The sequence below is a fragment of the Quadrisphaera sp. DSM 44207 genome, assembly GCF_900101335.1.
In the GTDB taxonomy this organism is placed as follows: Bacteria; Actinomycetota; Actinomycetes; order Actinomycetales; family Quadrisphaeraceae; genus DSM-44207.
The window spans coordinates 283,243-298,751 of the sequence record NZ_FNKA01000002.1 but is presented as its reverse complement, the minus strand read 5'-3'; the positions used below and the strand labels follow the sequence as shown (position 1 = coordinate 298,751).

The window sequence follows — 15,509 nt, the reverse complement described above, 5'->3', positions numbered from 1 at the left end:
CCTGGCGCCGCGGGGTCGGGCAGCGCGCTCACGCCGCGGAGTCCTCGACCAGCTGCAGCACCGCCGCGACGGTCTGGTGCAGGTCCATCCCGGAGCTGTCCACCGTCACGACGCCGTCCGCGGCCACGTGGAAGGTCGAGACGGTGGAGTCGTCGCGGTCGCGGCGCAGCACCTCGTCGCGCGTGCGCTCGACCGCCTCCGCGTCGGTGCTCCCGTGCAGCTCGCGCGCCCGCCGGGCCAGGCGGGCGCCCTCGTCGGCGGTGAGCAGCAGCCGCACGTCGGCGTCCGGGGCCACCACCGTGGTGATGTCGCGGCCCTCGGCGACCACGCCGGGACGGCCCGGCGCGGAGGCCTCGGCGAGGATCTCGCGCTGGCGGCGCAGCAGCTCCGCGCGCACGGCCGGGTTGGTCGCGACGGCGCTGACCGCGGTCGAGATCCGGCTCTCCCGCAGCGCGGCGCTGACCTCCCGCCCGGCCACCAGCACGCGCGGGGCGGCGGGGTCGGGGACCATCCGCAGGTCCAGCGCCCGGGCCGCGCGCGCGACCGCCTCGGCGTCCTGCAGGTCGACGCCGGTCTCCAGGCACCACCAGCACACCGCCCGGTACATCGCCCCGGTGTCCAGGTACGCCAGCCCCAGGCGGCGCGCGACCTCGCGCGAGACGGTGGACTTGCCCGAGCCGGACGGGCCGTCGACGGCGACGACCAGGCCGCGGGGCTGCTCGGGCACGGGGGTCCTCCAGGAGGGACGGGAACGGGGGCGGGTGGGGCGGGCACGAGGGTAGTGCCCGCGCCGGACGCCGCCCGGATGGCTAGGCTCCCCGCACGTGAGCGCAGCCGAGGGCACCCCTGCGAGCGCGGCGGGCGCCGACGACGAGGTCCTGCAGGCCCTGGCCTTCGCCGGGGACCTGGTGACCCGCTCCGGGCACGAGGCCGCCCGGCGCCAGGTGGGCGTGGTCGAGCAGCGCAAGCCCGCGGCGGCCCTGACCGGGTCGGTGGTCACCGAGGTCGACCTCGACGTCGAGCTGGCCGTGGACGCCGCCCTGCGCGAGCGCTACCCGCACGACGGCCTCGTCGGCGAGGAGCGCGTGGACCGCGCAGGCACCAGCGGGCGCACCTGGGTGGTCGACCCGGTCGACGGCACCCTCAACTACGCGCGGCGCCTGGGGCCGTGGTCGGTGGTGCTCTCCGCCTGGCGCGGCGACGCGTGCGAGCTCGTCGCCGTCTGGACCGGCGGCGTCCTCTACACCGCCGCGCGCGGGCGCGGGGCGCACCGCGACGGCGAGCGGCTGCAGCTGCCGGCCACCGAGGTCGAGGCAGGCGGCATCGTGCGCGTGCCCGCCGCCCTCGTGCCGGCCGTGGTGCGCGCCGGCTGGCTGCCGAAGATCGTCGAGTCCTCGGCCGCGGAGGTCGCCTCGGTCGCGGACGGGCGCGTCGTGGGCTCGGTGCGCCTGCGCGGCGAGCGGCGCGACCTGCACGGCCCGGCGCTGCTCGTCGCCGAGGCCGGCGGCACGGTCACCGCCCCCGACGGCGGCCCGTGGGACGGCGCGACGCGGGGCCTGGTCCTGGCCGCGCCCGGCGCGCACGCGGCGCTGCTGGACCTCGTGCCGGCGCAGGCCGTTCCCAGCGCCGACTGACGCGCCCTCGCCGGAGGGCCCGCACCGGAGGGCCCGCACCGGGAGTCCCGCCCCGCCAGGGCCCGCCTCGACGGGGCGTCACCCGGCGTGGACGGCCCAGCCCCGCTCGCGCAGCACGTCCTCCAGGCGGGAGCGGGCCGCCGGCAGCACCGACAGCTCGGCCAGGCCGACCGGCTGGCCCGGGGAGTGCTCCAGGCGCAGGTCCTCGAGGTTGACCCCGGCCTCCCCCACCTCCCGCAGCAGGCGCGCCAGCTCCCCCGGCGCGTCGGGGACGAGGACGGCGACGACCGCGTACGCGGTCGGCGGCGCGCCGTGCTTGCCGGGGATGCGCGCCCGCCCCGCCCCGCCCTCGGCGATCACCCGCGCCAGCGCGGCCCGCGCCCCCGTGCGCGCCGGCCCGGCGCCGGACGCGGCCCCGTCCCCCGGTCCCCCGTCCCCCGCTCCCCCGCGCGCCAGGTCCTCCCCCGCCAGCTCCTCCAGGGCGGCGAGCACCGCGTCCAGCCCGTCGCGCACCGAGCGCAGCACGCTGGCGACCGGCGCCGCGTTGGCGCCGAGGATCTGCACCCACAGCGCCGGGTCGGAGGCGGCGATGCGGGTGACGTCGCGCAGCCCCTGGCCCGCCAGCGCCACCGCCCCCTCCGGCGCGCGGCGCAGCTGGGCGGCGACCAGGCTGGCCGCGACCTGCGGCACGTGCGAGACCAGCGCCACCGCCTCGTCGTGCTCGGCGGCGTCCATCACGAGCGGGACGGCACCGAGGTCGTCGGCGAGGTCGCGCACCGCGGCCAGCGCCTGCGGGGTGCTGCCCGGCGCGGGGCACAGCACCCACGGCCGGCCGGCGAAGAGGTCCCCGCGCCCGGCCACCGCCCCGGAGCGCTCCCGGCCCGCCAGCGGGTGCCCCCCGACGTAGCGGCGGACGTCCGCGCCGGCGGCGAGCAGCTGAGCCAGCACCGTGCGCTTGACGCTGGCGACGTCCGTGACCACGGCCCGCGGCCACGCCGCCAGCTCGGCGGCCACCACCTGCGCGGTCACGTCGGGCGGCGCGGCGACGAGCACCAGGCGCGGCTCGCCGTCCGCGCCGCCCGCGCCGCCCGCGCCGCCCGCGCTGTCCGTCCCGCCCGTGCTGGTGCGGGGGCCGGTGCGGGGGCCGGCGAGGCGGCCGGCGCCGAGGTCGCGGGCCAGGGCGGCGGCGGCCGGGGAGGGGTCGGACAGGACGACGTCGACGCCGCGCGCGCGCAGGCCCAGCCCGGCGCTCGTGCCCAGCAGCCCGGTGCCCACCACCCGCACCGGGCCGGGGGTGCGCGCCGGGTGCACCGGGCGCGGTGCGGGCGCGGTCACTGGGCGATGTCCCGGCGCAGGGCCGCGGCGCCGCGCAGGTACACGTGCTGCACCTGCGCGCGCGTCGCCGGCGTCTCCGCCAGGGCCATCAGGCGCACCACGCGCGGCAGGGCGCCGGCGACGTCGACCTCGACGCTGCACATCAGCGGCACGTCGCCCATGCCGAGCTCGCGGGCGGCGACGGCGGGGAACTCGCTGTGCAGGTCCGGGGTGCAGGTGAACTGGATCGAGACGAGGTCGTCCACGTGCAGGCCGTTGGCGCTCATCACCGCGGCCACCAGCTCCCGCGTGCTGGCGAGCAGGTGCTCGCGCTCGTCGGCGTCCAGCTGGACCGCGCCGCGCACCGCGCGCAGCGCCATCAGCGCTCCCCGCCCCGCCGCGCCGGACGCGCTGCCGGGGCCCCGCGCAGGCGACCGAGCTCCTCGCGCGTGAGCGGGCGCGTGGCGCCCGCGCGCAGGTCCCCCAGGTGCACCGGGCCGATCCGGGTGCGCACCAGGCGCAGCACCGGGTGCCCGACCGCGGCCAGCATGCGGCGCACCACGTGCTTGCGGCCCTCGTGCAGCACCACCTCCACCACCGCGCGCCCGGGCACGGAGTCGACCAGGCGGAAGGAGTCCGCGCGCGCCTCGCCGTCCTCGAGCTCCACGCCCGCGCGCAGGCGCCGGCCGACGTCGCGGGCCACGGGCCCGGCGACCTCCGCCAGGTACGTGCGCGGCACCTCGAAGGAGGGGTGCTGCAGGCGGTGCGCGAGGTCCCCGTCGTTGGTCAGGAGGATCAGCCCCTCCGTGTCGGTGTCGAGCCGGCCGACGTGGAAGAGGCGCTCGGGGCGGTCCGCGACGAACGCGGACAGGTCCTCGCGCCCCTGCTCGTCGCGCATCGTCGAGACGACGCCGCGCGGCTTGTTCAGCGCGAGGTAGACCTTGGAGGTGTCCAGCTGCAGCAGCAGCCCGTCGACCTCCACCTGCGCGGTGCCCGGGTCCACGCGCACGCCCAGCTCGCGCACCGCGCGCCCGTCGACGCGCACGCGCCCGGACTCGATCAGCGCCTCGCACGCGCGCCGAGAGCCGAGGCCGGCGCCGGCCAGCACCTTCTGCAGGCGCACGCCGTCCGGGTCGTGGACGTCGCCGCTGCGGTCGGGCTCCCGCTCGTCCCCGCCGCGTCCCCGGGTGGTCCTGGCCTGCCTCACCGGTCGCTCCCCATCAGGTCGTCGAGCTCGTCGAGCTGGTCGTCGGCGGGCAGGAACGGCGCCAGCGGCGGCAGCTCGTCCAGGCCGCCCAGCCCCGTCCGCTCCAGGAACGCCGCGCTCGTGCGGTACAGCAGCGCGCCGCTGGCCGGGTCGGTGCCCTCCTCCTCGACCAGCCCCCGCGCCACGAGGGTGCGCACCACGCCGTCGACGTCGACCCCGCGCACGGCCGCGACGCGCCCGCGGGTGACCGGCTGCCGGTAGGCGATCACCGCGAGGGTCTCCAGGGCGGCGCGCGAGAGCCGCGCGCTCTGCCCGTCGACGACGAAGCGCTGCACGAGCGGCGCGACGTCGGGACGGCTGTAGACGCGCCAGCCCGCGGCGGTGCGGCGCAGCTCGAAGCCGCGCCGGTCGGCCCGGTACTCCTGCGCCAGCTCCTCCAGCGAGCGCACCACCTCCGCCTCGGGCAGGCCCAGCGCGGACGCCAGCCGCGCCGCGGGCGCGGGCGCGTCGACGACCATGAGCACCGCCTCCAGCGCCGCGCGCACCCCGCCGGGCACGGCGCCGGGGTCGAAGCCCCGCTCCTCGGCGCCGTGCCCGGCGTCCTCGGGGACGGGGGCGCTCACGGCAGCACCGCCGGGGGCGGCGGGGAGGCCACGCCCGCGTCGGGGTCGGGGTCCCACCGCACGAGCAGCTGCCCGAGCGGCTCGGGCTGCACCAGCTGCACCCGCCCGCGGCGGTAGAGCTCCAGGACGGCGAGGAAGCGGCCGACGACCAGCGCCGCGCCGGCCCCCGCGCCGCCGTCCCCGCCGCCGGCCCTCGCGCCGTCCCCGGCGTCCTCGGCCGCGACGAGCTCGGCGAAGGTCGCGGCGCCGCGCCGCCGCAGGCGCTGCTCGAGCAGGGCCACCTGCTCGGGGACGCTCACGGCGGGCGCGTGCAGGTGCTCGGTGGTCACGCCGGGAGCGCGGGGGCGCGGGCTGAGCGCCGCCGCGGCGAGGGCGGCCAGCTGGTGCGGCGTCGTGGCCAGCACCAGCTCGGGCAGCGCCGCCGCCAGGTGCGGCTCGGGGGGCACCGAGCGGGGCACGCGACGGGCCTCGTCGGCCAGGCGCTCCCCCAGCACGGCCGCCACCTGGGCGTAGGCGCGGTGCTGCAGCAGGCGCGCGAAGAGCAGGTCGCGCGCCTCGAGCAGCGCCACGTCCTCGGCGTCCTCGACCTCCGCGGCGGGCAGCAGGCGCGCGGCCTTGAGGTCGAGCAGGGTGGCCGCGACGAGGAGGAACCCGCTGGCCTGCCCCAGGTGCTCCGCGGCGCCGGCGTCCTCGCCCTGGGACGCCCGGCGCAGGTGGGCGATGAACTCGTCGGTGACGGCGGCGAGCGCGACCTCGGTGATGTCGAGGCGGTGCTTGGCGATCAGCCCCAGCAGCAGGTCGAAGGGCCCGGTGAACACGTCGAGGTGGACCTCGAAGGACGGCGCGTCGCGCGAGGTGAGCACCCCTCCGGGCACGTCCCCGCCGGCGCCCCGGCCCGCGCTCGACGACGTGCCCGAGGACGCGCTCGAGGACGCGCCCGAGGACGCGCGGGGGGACGGGCTCGGGGACGTGCGCGCGGGCAGGGCGGCCACGCTCAGGCCGCGCCGCCGCGGGCGACGAGCTCGCGGGCCAGGCGCCGGTAGCTCTCCGCTCCCGCGTGGTCGGGCGCGTAGGTGGTGATCGGCTCGGCGGCCACGGACGCGTCGGGGAACTTCACCGTGCGGGCGATGAGGGTGTCGAAGACCCGGTCGCCGAAGGCCTCCACGACGCGGGCGACGACCTCGCGGCTGTGCAGGGTGCGCGGGTCGTACATGGTGGCGAGGATCCCGTCGATGCGCAGCGCCGGGTTGAGGCGGTCCTGGATCTTCTCGATCGTCTCCACCAGCAGCGCCACGCCGCGCAGGGCGAAGAACTCGCACTCCAGCGGGATCATCACCCCGTGCGCGGCGGTCAGCGCGTTGACCGTGAGCAGGCCCAGGGACGGCTGGCAGTCGACGAGGACCACGTCGTAGTCGTCCAGGACGGGGCGCAGGCTGCGCACGAGCGCCTGCTCGCGGGCGACCTCGCTGACCAGCTGCACCTCGGCCGCGGACAGGTCGATGTTCGCCGGCAGGATGTCCACGCCCGGCAGCCGGGTGGGGCGCACCACCTCGTGCACCGGGGTGCGGCGGTCCATGAGCAGCGTGTACACGGTCGCGTCGAGCTCGTGCGGGTTCACGCCGAGGCCCACGGACAGCGCGCCCTGGGGGTCGAAGTCGACGAGGAGGACCCTGCGCCCGTACTCCGCGAGCGCCGCGCCGAGGTTGATCGTCGTCGTGGTCTTGCCGACGCCGCCCTTCTGGTTGCACATCGCGATCACCCGCGCGGGGCCGTGCTGGTCGAGCGGCGGCGGCACGGGGAAGTCGACGAGGGGGCGCCCGGTGGGACCCAGCGCAGCCGGCGCCGCCGGCGCCTGCAGGTCGCTCGTCATGAGCAGCGAGGCTACCGCAGCGGGCACCTGCGCAGCCGGGCGCGGCAGGGGTGCGGTGAGCTGCGGCGGGGGTGCGGCGGGGGTGCGGCGGCCCTCAGGCCAGGGCCCTCGGGTGGGCCGCGGCGTACACCTCGCGCAGCGTGTCGGCGGTCACGAGCGTGTACACCTGGGTGGTCGTCACGCTCGCGTGCCCGAGCAGCTCCTGCACCACCCGCACGTCCGCCCCGCCCTCGAGCAGGTGCGTGGCGTAGGAGTGGCGCAGGGTGTGCGGGGAGACCGGCGCGCTCGCGCTGCCGACGCCCGCGCGCTCGGCGGCGCTGCGCAGCACCGCCCACGCGCTCTGCCGCGACAGCCGCGCCCCGCGCGAGTTGAGGAAGACCGCCGGCCCGGGGCGCACAGCGCAGGCCGCCAGCGCCGGGCGCGCCCGCACCAGGTAGGCCGCCAGCGCCTCCAGCGCGTAGCTGCCCAGCGGCACCACGCGCTCCTTGCCGCCCTTGCCGCGCAGGCGCACCACGGCCGGCTCCCCGACCCCGTCGGCCCCGCCGGCGGGCACGTCGTCCAGGTCGAGCCCGACGGCCTCGCTGATGCGCGCGCCCGTGCCGTAGAGCACCTCCAGCAGCGCCCGGTCGCGCAGGGCGGTCAACGCCTCCCCCGCGGAGGCCGCCTCCAGCAGCCGCTCCACCTCGCCCACCCCGATCGCCTTCGGCAGCCGGCGCGGGGCCGCCGGCGGGCGGACGGCGGCGGCGGGGTCGGCGGCCGTGGCGCCCTCGAGGACGAGGAAGCGGTGCCAGCCGCGCACGGCGACGACGGCGCGCGCGGCCGAGGACGCCGTCAGCGCCGGGCGCCCGTCCTGCCCCGAGCGCAGCGCGAGCACGAAGGCGGAGACGTCCTCCTCGCCCACCTGCGCGGGGTCGCTGCGCCCCGCGGCGCGCAGGTGCTCCGCGTAGCGGGCCAGGTCGCGCCGGTAGGCGGCCAGGGTGTTCACGGACAGCCCGCGCTCGACCCGCAGGTGCGCCAGGTACTGCTCCACCGCCCGCTCCAGGGCGTCCGCGCGCCGCGGGGGGGCCGGCGCCGCCCCGCTCAGGAGAGCACCCGCCCGGCGCGCCGCAGCCCGCGCGCGACCGGCTCGGCGCCCTGGGCCGGGGGAGCGGCGACCCGGCGCTCCTGGTCCTCCAGCTCCCGCGGGATGCCGACCCTCACCGCGCCGTCCTCTCGCTCGGGGCCGCCGCGGCGGCCCGACGGGCGCGCCCGCGCGCCGTCCGGGCAGCGACCGCGGCCGGACGGCGCCAGTCTAGGGTCGCGGGGGTCGCCGGCGAGGGAGGTCGCGATGGCCGCGCGGCGGCACGCGGGAGGCCCGCAGCGCAGGAGCGGGACGCGCCCGCTCCTGCGGGCCGGCCTGTGGACGACGAGCACGGGCTCGGTGGAGCTGGTGCCGGAGCGCGGGGACCCGCTGTCCTGGACGCTGTACGTCAACGGCGTGCCCAGCTCCCCGGTGCACCTGGGCGACCCCGCCGTGCTGGAGTTCGAGTACCTGCAGTGGATGGCCGACGCCGTCGACGTCGCCGCGCCCGCGCCGGCGCCCGCGCCGCTGCGCGCCGTGCACCTGGGCGGCGGGGCGTGCGCCCTGCCCCGGCACCTGGAGGCCGTGCGCCCGGGCTCGCGCCAGGTGGTCGTCGAGCTCGACGCGGAGCTGGCCCGCCTGGTGCGCGCGTGGCTGGACCTGCCGCGCTCCCCGCGCCTGCGCATCCGCGTCGACGACGCGCGCGCGGGCCTGGCGGCGCAGCCGGACGCCAGCGCCGACCTCGTCGTCCGGGACGTCTTCGCCGGCGACACCACGCCCGAGCACGTGAGCACCGTGGAGTTCCTCGCCGACGCCGCCCGCGTGCTGGCCCCCGGCGGCCTGTACCTGGCCAACGTCGTCGACCGCACCTCCCGCGTCGGCCTGCGGGCGGAGGTGGCCGCGGCGCAGCGGGTCTTCGCCTCCGTCGCCCTCGCGCTGGAGCCCGGCGTGCTGCGCGGGCGCCGGCACGGCAACGCCGTCCTGGTGGGCAGCGACGCCGCCCTGCCGGTGGCGGAGCTGGTGCGCCGCCTCGGCTCCGGAGCGGCCCGGGCCGCGGTGCTGCACGACGACGCGCTGCGCGCCCTGAGCAGCGGCGTCACCGCCCCGCGCGACGGCGGTGCCGACCGGAGGACGTGACCCGATCGTTATCACCGCGCGCTCGCCGCCGCGCACGCGGAGTGGTTGCATGCGAAGCCGCGCGGCGACGACGCCGCGACGGAAGGAGATCATGACCATGACCGCGAGGACGCGGCGCACCACGGCCCTGGCCGGTGGCCTGGGCGTGGCGGTGCTGCTGGCCGGCTGCGGCGCCGACGAGGTCGAGAGCGGCGGCAGCACGGGCGGCAGCGCGCAGGAGGCCGAGGCGGCGCAGGACTTCGACTGCAGCCCCTACGAGGAGTTCGGGGAGCTGGACGGGGAGACCGTCTCCGTCTACACCTCGATCGTCGACCCCGAGGACGCCGCGCACATCGAGTCCTACGCGCCCTTCGAGGAGTGCACCGGCGTCGAGGTGCAGTACGAGGGCTCGCAGGAGTTCGAGGCGCAGCTGGTCGTGCGCGTGCAGTCCGGCAACGCCCCGGACATCGCCTTCATCCCGCAGCCGGGCCTGCTGGCCACCCTGGTCGGCACCGGCGCCGTCGTCCCCGCCCCGGACGCGACCGAGGCGAACGTCGACGAGCACTGGGACGAGTCGTGGAAGACCTACGGCACCGTGGACGGCGAGTTCTACGCCGCACCGCTGGGCGCCAACGCCAAGTCCTTCGTCTGGTACTCCCCGTCCGCCTTCGAGGAGGCCGGCTACGAGGTGCCGCAGACGTGGGAGGAGATGATCGCCCTCTCCGACGAGATCGCCGCCACCGGCGCCAAGCCGTGGTGCGCCGGCATCGCCTCCGGTGACGCCACCGGCTGGCCGGCCACCGACTGGCTCGAGGACGTCGTGCTGCGCACGGCCGGCCCCGAGGTCTACGACCAGTGGGTCAACCACGAGATCCCCTTCAACGACCCGCAGGTCCTGGAGGCGCTGAACACCGCCGGCGAGATCCTCAAGAACCCCGCGTACGTCAACGGCGGCCTCGGCGAGGTGCAGTCGATCGCCACCACCGAGTTCGGCGACGCGGGCCTGCCGATCCTCGAGGGCTCGTGCTGGATGCACCGCCAGGCCTCCTTCTACCAGGCCAACTGGCCCGAGGGCACCGAGGTCGCCGAGGACGGCGACGTCTTCGCCTTCCCGCTGCCGCCGATCGGCTCCGAGGGCGCGGCCCCCGTGCTCGGCGGCGGCGAGTTCACCGCGGCGTTCGACGACCGCCCGGCGGTGCAGGCGTTCCAGACGTACCTGTCCTCGGACGAGTGGGCGAACATCAAGGCGCAGGTCTCGCCCGCGGGCTGGACCAGCTCCAACACCGGCCTGGACCCGGAGAACCTGACCTCCCCGATCGACCAGCTGGCGGCGGAGCTGTTCCAGGACCCGGAGGCGGTCTTCCGCTTCGACGGCTCCGACCTGATGCCCGGCGCCGTCGGCGCCGGCGCCCTGTGGGACGAGCTGACCAACTGGATCGCGACGGACAAGGCGTCCGAGGCGGTCCTGCAGGACGTCGAGAACGCCTGGCCGGCGTCCTGAGCAGCTAGTCGGGAACACGGCTCGACGGCACCGGCGCCGGCGAGCATGGTCCGTCCCACTCCGGAGCCGGGGGTTCGCGGGACCACCGCGGGCCCCCGGTTCCGCTGTCCGAAGGAGGTCTGAGCGGTGGAGTGGTTCCTCGACGCGCAGACCACGGGGCACAAGCTGGCCCTGATGGTCTTCGCCGTCCTGCTGTTCGCGGTCGTGATGGGCGTGATCCTGCTGGCCGTCGACCGGCCCAAGCGGGTGCCCACCTGGCTCGTCGTCGCCGGGTTCCTCGGGCCGGCCCTGGCGCTGCTGCTCGTCGGGCTCGTCTACCCGGCCCTGAGCACGATCAGGGGCTCGTTCTACAACGGCGACGGCTCGGCCTTCGTCGGCCTGGCCAACTACGCGACCGTCTTCACCCAGGACAACTTCCAGATCGTCCTGCGCAACACCGTGCTGTGGGTGGTCCTCGTCCCGCTCGTGACGACGCTGCTCGGGCTCGTCTACGCCTACCTCGTGGACCGCACGCGCTTCGAGAACCTCGCCAAGGCGCTGGTCTTCCTGCCGCTGGCGATCTCGATGGTCGGCGCCGGCATCATCTGGCGGTTCGTCTACGAGTACCGGCCCGACCAGCCGGGCGTGAACCAGATCGGCCTGCTCAACCAGCTGCTGGTCCTCGTCGGCGCGGAGCCGCGCCAGTTCCTGCTCAACGCGCCGGTCAACACCTTCTTCCTCCTCGCGGTGATGATCTGGATCCAGACCGGCTTCGCGATGACGGTGCTCTCGGCGTCCATCAAGGCGATCCCCGACGACATCATCGAGGCCGCCCGCCTCGACGGGGTCTCCGGGTTCGCGATGTTCCGGCACGTGACCGTGCCGAGCATCCGCCCCGCCCTGGTCGTCGTCGTCACCACGCTGGCGATCACGACGCTGAAGGTCTTCGACGTCGTCCGCGTCATGACGGGCGGGCAGTTCGAGACTTCCGTGGTGGCCAACGAGTTCTACACGCAGTCGTTCGTGCAGTTCAACTTCGGCCTCGGCGCCGCGCTGGCGGTGCTGCTGTTCATCATCGTCATCCCGATCATCGCCTACAACGTCCGCCAGCTGCGCCTGGCCGAGGAGGTCCGATGACCACCGCGACCCCGACCGTCCCCGTCGCCACCGACCCGCGGGCGGGGAAGCTCACGCGCGCGGAGCGCCGGGCCGTCGAGGCGAAGACGAAGCTGAGCTCGCCCGCCGCGTCGATCATCGCGATCGTCATCGCGCTCCTGTGGACGGTCCCGACGCTGGGGCTGCTCATCACGTCCTTCCGCCCCGAGGCGGACATCCGCAGGTCCGGCTGGTGGTCCGTGATCACCGATCCCACCTTCACGCTCGACAACTACAACCTCGCGCTCTACGGCAGCGAGAACCTGCTCACGTTCTTCGTCAACTCCCTCGTCATCACCCTGCCCGCGGTGGTCATCCCGATCACCCTGGCGCTGCTGGCCGCGTACGCCTTCGCGTGGATCCCGTTCAAGGGCAGCAACCTGCTGTTCGTCGCGGTCTTCGCCCTCCAGGTGGTGCCGATCCAGGTCACGCTCATCCCGCTGCTGAGCCTGTACGTCGACCTCAACCTCAACGGGTCGTTCTGGACGGTGTGGCTCTCGCACGCGATGTTCGGCCTGCCGCTGGCGATCTTCCTGCTGCACAACTTCATGAAGGACATCCCCGCTTCGCTCGTCGAGGCGGCCCGGGTGGACGGCGCGGGGCACGTGAAGATCTTCTTCCAGGTGCTGCTGCCGCTGCTGACGCCGGCGATCGCGGCGTTCGGCGTCTTCCAGTTCCTGTGGGTGTGGAACGACCTGCTCGTGGCGCTGACCTTCGCGGGCGGCGCCCAGAACGTGCGCCCCCTCACCGTGGAGGTGGCGCGGCTGGCGGGCGAGCGCGGCTCGGACTGGTACCTGCTCTCCGCGGGCGCCTTCATCTCGATGATCGTGCCGCTGGTCGTCTTCCTCGGGCTGCAGCGCTTCTTCGTCCGGGGCCTGCTGGCCGGCTCCGTCAAGGGCTGAGCCGGCCCCGATCTCGCTCAGCCGGTCAGCCGGCGCGGCCGGTGAGGGCGAGCAGCACCCGCTGCGCGTCCTCACCGGCCGCCGCCGCGTCCGGGGCCGGCGCCTGCGCCTGGGCGTCGGGGCCCGGCGCGCCGGCGCGCAGGTGGGCCACCGCGCGGGCGGCGCACACCGGGTCCAGCCGCTCCTCGAGCCCGCACGCGCGCGCGACGTCCCACGTGGCGAGCAGCAGCCCGAGCAGCAGCTGCTCGGCCAGCTCCCCCGCCGGCACCGGGCCGGAGCCCAGCGGCACGGGCGTGACCAGGTCCTCCAGCGCCGCCCAGCCGGTCAGGGACCCCTGCAGGGCCGCCTCCCACGCCGGCACCGCGTCCTCGTCCACCGGCGCGCCGGTGCCCGGGCGCAGCCCGGCGAGCACCTGCTGCGCCCAGCGGTGCTCGGCGGTCACGTCGGCCACGACGTCGCGCACGCGGGCGCCCCCGGGCGCGGCGGCCTCCCAGCACCCCCCGCTGCGCGGCAGCGCCCGCAGCCGGCGCGCCAGAGCGGCCGCGGCCACGGGCAGCAGGTCGCGGGCGGTGCGCGCCCGCACCGACAGCAGCGCGAGCGCGTACGCCTCCTCCACGTCCTCGTCGACCACGCGCCGCACCCCGGCGCCGTCCTCGACCACCACGGCCACCGCCCCGTCCTCGGGCCCGGAGCGCAGCCGCTCCAGGGAGCAGAACGCGGGCCCGAGCAGCTCGCGCAGCTGGGACTCGCGCGGCAGCCACAGCGCCTGCTCGGCCGCCACGGAGTCCAGCGCCCACTCGGTGGTGCCGTTGAAGCCGAGCACCCGCCCGCTCGGGTGGGCGTGGGCCTCGATGGTCATGTCCGAGAGGACGAAGACGTCGGCGTCCATGTCGCGGTCGAGGATGACGAACCGGTCCCCCCGGCCCGGCTCCCACGGCAGCCCGCTCGCGCGCAGCGCGCGGGCGGTGCGCAGGCAGATCACGCCGCGTCCGTCCCGCCGTCCTGCGCGTGGCCGTCCTCGGCAGCGTCCTCGGCACCGTCGGGACCGTCGGCGTCCTCGGCACCGTCGGCACCGTCGGCCCGGCCGCCGCGCACGAGCTCGGCGACCACCGCGAGGTCGGCCACGAGGGCCCGGTAGGCCTCCTCGCGCACGTCCTCGGGCACGCGCAGCACCGAGGACGGGTGGGCGGTGACGACGAAGACGACCCGCCCGCGGGAGGTCTCGCGCTCGATCGGCCGCCCGCGGTCGCGCATCACCTTCACCTCCGTGCCGAGCAGGGAGCGCACGGCGGTCGCGCCCAGGCACACGACGACGCGCGGGGCGACGGCGCGCAGCTCCTCCACCAGCCACGGCCGGCACGCGGTGATGTGGGCGGCCTCCGGGGTGGCGTGGATCCGCCGCTTGCCGCGCGGGGTGAAGCGGAAGTGCTTCACGGCGTTCGTGACGTAGGTGTCCGCCCGCTCCAGCCCGGCCTCGTCCACCGCGCGCTGCAGCAGCTTGCCGGCGGGGCCGACGAAGGGGATGCCGCGCTGGTCCTCCACGTCCCCGGGCTGCTCCCCCACGAGCACGACGGGGGCGGAGGGGTTGCCGGCGGAGAAGACCACCTGCGTGGCCGGCTCCCACAGCTCGCACCCCCGGCAGGACGGCGCGGCGGCGCGCAGCGCCTCCACGTCGCCGCCCGCGGGCACCCACTCCTGCGCGCCGGGGCGCTCGGCCTTCCCGGCCTTCCCGGCCATCCCGGCCTGCTCGACCTGCTCGCCCTGCTCCTCCTCGTTCGCCACTGCCCTCAGCTCCTCACGCCGTGCTCGACGGCTTCCACAGGTCGATGCCGGCCTCCACCGCGTGCTGGTCGATCTGCGCGGCCTCCTCGTCGGTGAAGCCCAGCTGCTGCGTGGCGCCCACGTTGTCCTCCAGCTGGCGCACGCTGCTGGCGCCGACGAGCACGGAGGTGACGCGCTCGTCGCGCAGCGCCCAGGCCAGCGCCATCTGGGCGAGGGTCTGCCCCCGCTGCCGGGCCATGTCGTTCAGGGCCCGCACGCGGGCCAGCGTCTGCTCGGTCAGCTGGTCGGCCGGCAGCGACCCCGGCCGCGAGGCGCGGGAGCCCTCGGGCACGCCGTCGAGGTACTTGCTGGTGAGCAGGCCCTGGGCCAGCGGCGAGAAGGCGATGCAGCCGACGCCCTCGTCGGCGAGGACGTCGAGCAGGCTCTCCCCGCCGTCGGCGCCCGGCTGCTCGATCCAGCGGTTGAGCATCGAGTACGAGGGCTGGTGGATCAGCAGTGGGGTGCCGAGGTCGCGCAGGATCGCCGCCGCCTCGCGGGTGCGCGCCGGCCCGTAGGAGGAGATCCCCGCGTAGGTCGCCCGCCCGGAGCGCACCGCGGTGTCCAGCGCCCCCATCGTCTCCTCCAGCGGGGTGCTGGGGTCGAAGCGGTGGCTGTAGAAGATGTCGACGTGCCCCAGGCCCATCCGGGCCAGGGACTGGTCCAGGCTCGCCAGGACGTACTTGCGCCCGCCGCCGCCCTGCCCGTAGGGCCCGGGCCACATGTCATAGCCGGCCTTGGTGGAGATCACCAGCTCGTCGCGGTGGGGCGCGAGGTCCTCGCGCAGCACCCGCCCGAAGTTGACCTCGGCGGAGCCGTAGGGCGGGCCGTAGTTGTTCGCCAGGTCGAGGTGGGTGACGCCGAGGTCGAACGCGCGCCGCAGGACGGCGCGCTGGGTCTCCAGGGGCGTGGTGTCCCCGAAGTTCTGCCACAGCCCCAGGCTGACCGCGGGCAGGTCCAGCCCGCTGCGCCCGGTGCGGCGGTAGGGCTGGACGTCGTAGCGCCCGGGGTCGGGGCGGTAGTCGGTGCGCGCGTCGGCACGGACGGTGCTGTCGGTCACGCGGTCATCCTGCCGGGCGGCGCCGCTGCGCGCCCGAGCAGCGGCGCCGCCCGCTCGGCGGCCGGGGGGCCCCGACCTCGGTCAGGGGCGCGCCCAGGTCCTGCACGACGTGCCCGAGGGGAGCGTGCGGGTGCGCCGGCACCACCAGCACCCGGCCGCGGCGCGTCGGCGGCGGCAGGTCCTGCAGGTCCTGCAGGTCCTGCAGGTCAGCGGGCACGCGCACCCGCAGGACGCCGGCGCGGGGCCCAGCCGGTCGCCCAGGCGCCGGGC

At 76.7% G+C, this 15,509-nt stretch carries 17 protein-coding genes; 5 read left to right on the top strand and 12 right to left on the bottom strand.

From position 1 onward, the window contains the following. Positions 1–28: 28 nt before the first annotated feature. The gene (cmk, locus tag BLS82_RS07525; RefSeq protein ID WP_092863566.1) at positions 29–727 is read right to left on the bottom strand and encodes a (d)CMP kinase; all 699 of its coding nucleotides are present in this window, start codon (positions 725–727) and stop codon (positions 29–31) included. 97 nt (positions 728–824) lie between these two features. On the opposite strand from cmk, the gene BLS82_RS07520 reads away from it, so the two are divergent. After that, positions 825–1,634, top strand: a complete 810-nt coding sequence (locus BLS82_RS07520) for an inositol monophosphatase family protein (RefSeq protein WP_092863563.1) — start codon at positions 825–827, stop codon at positions 1,632–1,634. 78 nt (positions 1,635–1,712) lie between these two features. On the opposite strand, the gene BLS82_RS07515 is transcribed toward BLS82_RS07520, so the two are convergent. The 7 genes from BLS82_RS07515 to BLS82_RS07490 form a co-directional block, all read right to left on the bottom strand. Then, positions 1,713–2,969 (bottom strand): prephenate dehydrogenase, encoded by a 1,257-nt coding sequence (locus BLS82_RS07515; RefSeq protein ID WP_255378192.1) that lies wholly within the window; start codon positions 2,967–2,969, stop codon positions 1,713–1,715. Continuing rightward, positions 2,966–3,328 (bottom strand): chorismate mutase, encoded by a 363-nt coding sequence (gene aroH, locus BLS82_RS07510; RefSeq protein WP_092863560.1) that lies wholly within the window; start codon positions 3,326–3,328, stop codon positions 2,966–2,968. The genes BLS82_RS07515 and aroH overlap by 4 nt, the downstream gene beginning before the upstream one ends. After that, positions 3,328–4,155: a pseudouridine synthase gene (locus tag BLS82_RS16045; RefSeq protein ID WP_255378191.1), complete on the bottom strand. Its 828-nt coding sequence runs from the start codon at positions 4,153–4,155 to the stop codon at positions 3,328–3,330. Before BLS82_RS16045 ends, aroH begins: the two co-directional genes overlap by 1 nt. Next, positions 4,152–4,778 (bottom strand): SMC-Scp complex subunit ScpB, encoded by a 627-nt coding sequence (gene scpB, locus BLS82_RS16040; protein ID WP_218123710.1) that lies wholly within the window; start codon positions 4,776–4,778, stop codon positions 4,152–4,154. The genes BLS82_RS16045 and scpB overlap by 4 nt, the downstream gene beginning before the upstream one ends. Beyond that, positions 4,775–5,770 (bottom strand): segregation and condensation protein A, encoded by a 996-nt coding sequence (locus BLS82_RS07500; RefSeq protein ID WP_255378190.1) that lies wholly within the window; start codon positions 5,768–5,770, stop codon positions 4,775–4,777. Before BLS82_RS07500 ends, scpB begins: the two co-directional genes overlap by 4 nt. Positions 5,771–5,772: 2 nt before the next feature. Then, positions 5,773–6,648: a ParA family protein gene (locus BLS82_RS07495; protein ID WP_092863555.1), complete on the bottom strand. Its 876-nt coding sequence runs from the start codon at positions 6,646–6,648 to the stop codon at positions 5,773–5,775. A gap of 94 nt (positions 6,649–6,742) precedes the next feature. Continuing rightward, a complete protein-coding gene (locus BLS82_RS07490; protein WP_092863552.1) occupies positions 6,743–7,732 on the bottom strand; it encodes a site-specific tyrosine recombinase XerD in 990 nt (329 codons plus the stop codon). Between the two features lie 243 nt (positions 7,733–7,975). Between BLS82_RS07490 and BLS82_RS07485 the strand changes: the two genes are divergently transcribed. From BLS82_RS07485 to BLS82_RS07470, 4 genes are all read left to right on the top strand, one after another. Beyond that, positions 7,976–8,845 (top strand): spermidine synthase, encoded by an 870-nt coding sequence (locus BLS82_RS07485; protein ID WP_218123709.1) that lies wholly within the window; start codon positions 7,976–7,978, stop codon positions 8,843–8,845. Between the two features lie 91 nt (positions 8,846–8,936). After that, on the top strand, positions 8,937–10,325 hold the full coding sequence (locus tag BLS82_RS07480; protein WP_092863546.1) for an ABC transporter substrate-binding protein: 1,389 nt from the start codon (positions 8,937–8,939) through the stop codon (positions 10,323–10,325). A gap of 126 nt (positions 10,326–10,451) precedes the next feature. After that, positions 10,452–11,441 (top strand): carbohydrate ABC transporter permease, encoded by a 990-nt coding sequence (locus BLS82_RS07475; protein ID WP_092863543.1) that lies wholly within the window; start codon positions 10,452–10,454, stop codon positions 11,439–11,441. Next, on the top strand, positions 11,438–12,361 hold the full coding sequence (locus BLS82_RS07470; RefSeq protein WP_092863540.1) for a carbohydrate ABC transporter permease: 924 nt from the start codon (positions 11,438–11,440) through the stop codon (positions 12,359–12,361). Before BLS82_RS07475 ends, BLS82_RS07470 begins: the two co-directional genes overlap by 4 nt. A 25-nt stretch (positions 12,362–12,386) precedes the next feature. Here the strand turns inward: BLS82_RS07470 and BLS82_RS16035 are convergent, their stop codons facing one another. From BLS82_RS16035 to BLS82_RS07450, 4 genes are read right to left on the bottom strand one after another with little or no spacing between them, the layout of a single operon-like run. Continuing rightward, on the bottom strand, positions 12,387–13,343 hold the full coding sequence (locus tag BLS82_RS16035) for a DinB family protein (RefSeq protein WP_218123707.1): 957 nt from the start codon (positions 13,341–13,343) through the stop codon (positions 12,387–12,389). Beyond that, a complete protein-coding gene (locus BLS82_RS07460; protein WP_255378189.1) occupies positions 13,340–14,143 on the bottom strand; it encodes a UdgX family uracil-DNA binding protein in 804 nt (267 codons plus the stop codon). The genes BLS82_RS16035 and BLS82_RS07460 overlap by 4 nt, the downstream gene beginning before the upstream one ends. 13 nt (positions 14,144–14,156) lie before the next feature. Beyond that, the gene (mgrA, locus tag BLS82_RS07455) at positions 14,157–15,239 is read right to left on the bottom strand and encodes an L-glyceraldehyde 3-phosphate reductase (protein WP_092863537.1); all 1,083 of its coding nucleotides are present in this window, start codon (positions 15,237–15,239) and stop codon (positions 14,157–14,159) included. A gap of 4 nt (positions 15,240–15,243) precedes the next feature. Beyond that, positions 15,244–15,462 (bottom strand): hypothetical protein, encoded by a 219-nt coding sequence (locus BLS82_RS07450; protein WP_092863535.1) that lies wholly within the window; start codon positions 15,460–15,462, stop codon positions 15,244–15,246. Positions 15,463–15,509 lie beyond the last annotated feature (47 nt).

Bases quoted from the DNA above. Each gene is read 5' to 3' on its own strand.
- BLS82_RS07485 (WP_218123709.1), top strand. From the start codon at position 7,976: ATGGCCGCGCGGCGGCACGCGGGAGGCCCGCAGCGCAGGAGCGGGACG.
- BLS82_RS07480 (WP_092863546.1), top strand. From the start codon at position 8,937: ATGACCATGACCGCGAGGACGCGGCGCACCACGGCCCTGGCCGGTGGC.
- aroH (WP_092863560.1), bottom strand. From the start codon at position 3,328: ATGGCGCTGCGCGCGGTGCGCGGCGCGGTCCAGCTGGACGCCGACGAG.
- BLS82_RS07470 (WP_092863540.1), top strand. From the start codon at position 11,438: ATGACCACCGCGACCCCGACCGTCCCCGTCGCCACCGACCCGCGGGCG.
- BLS82_RS07495 (WP_092863555.1), bottom strand. From the start codon at position 6,648: ATGACGAGCGACCTGCAGGCGCCGGCGGCGCCGGCTGCGCTGGGTCCC.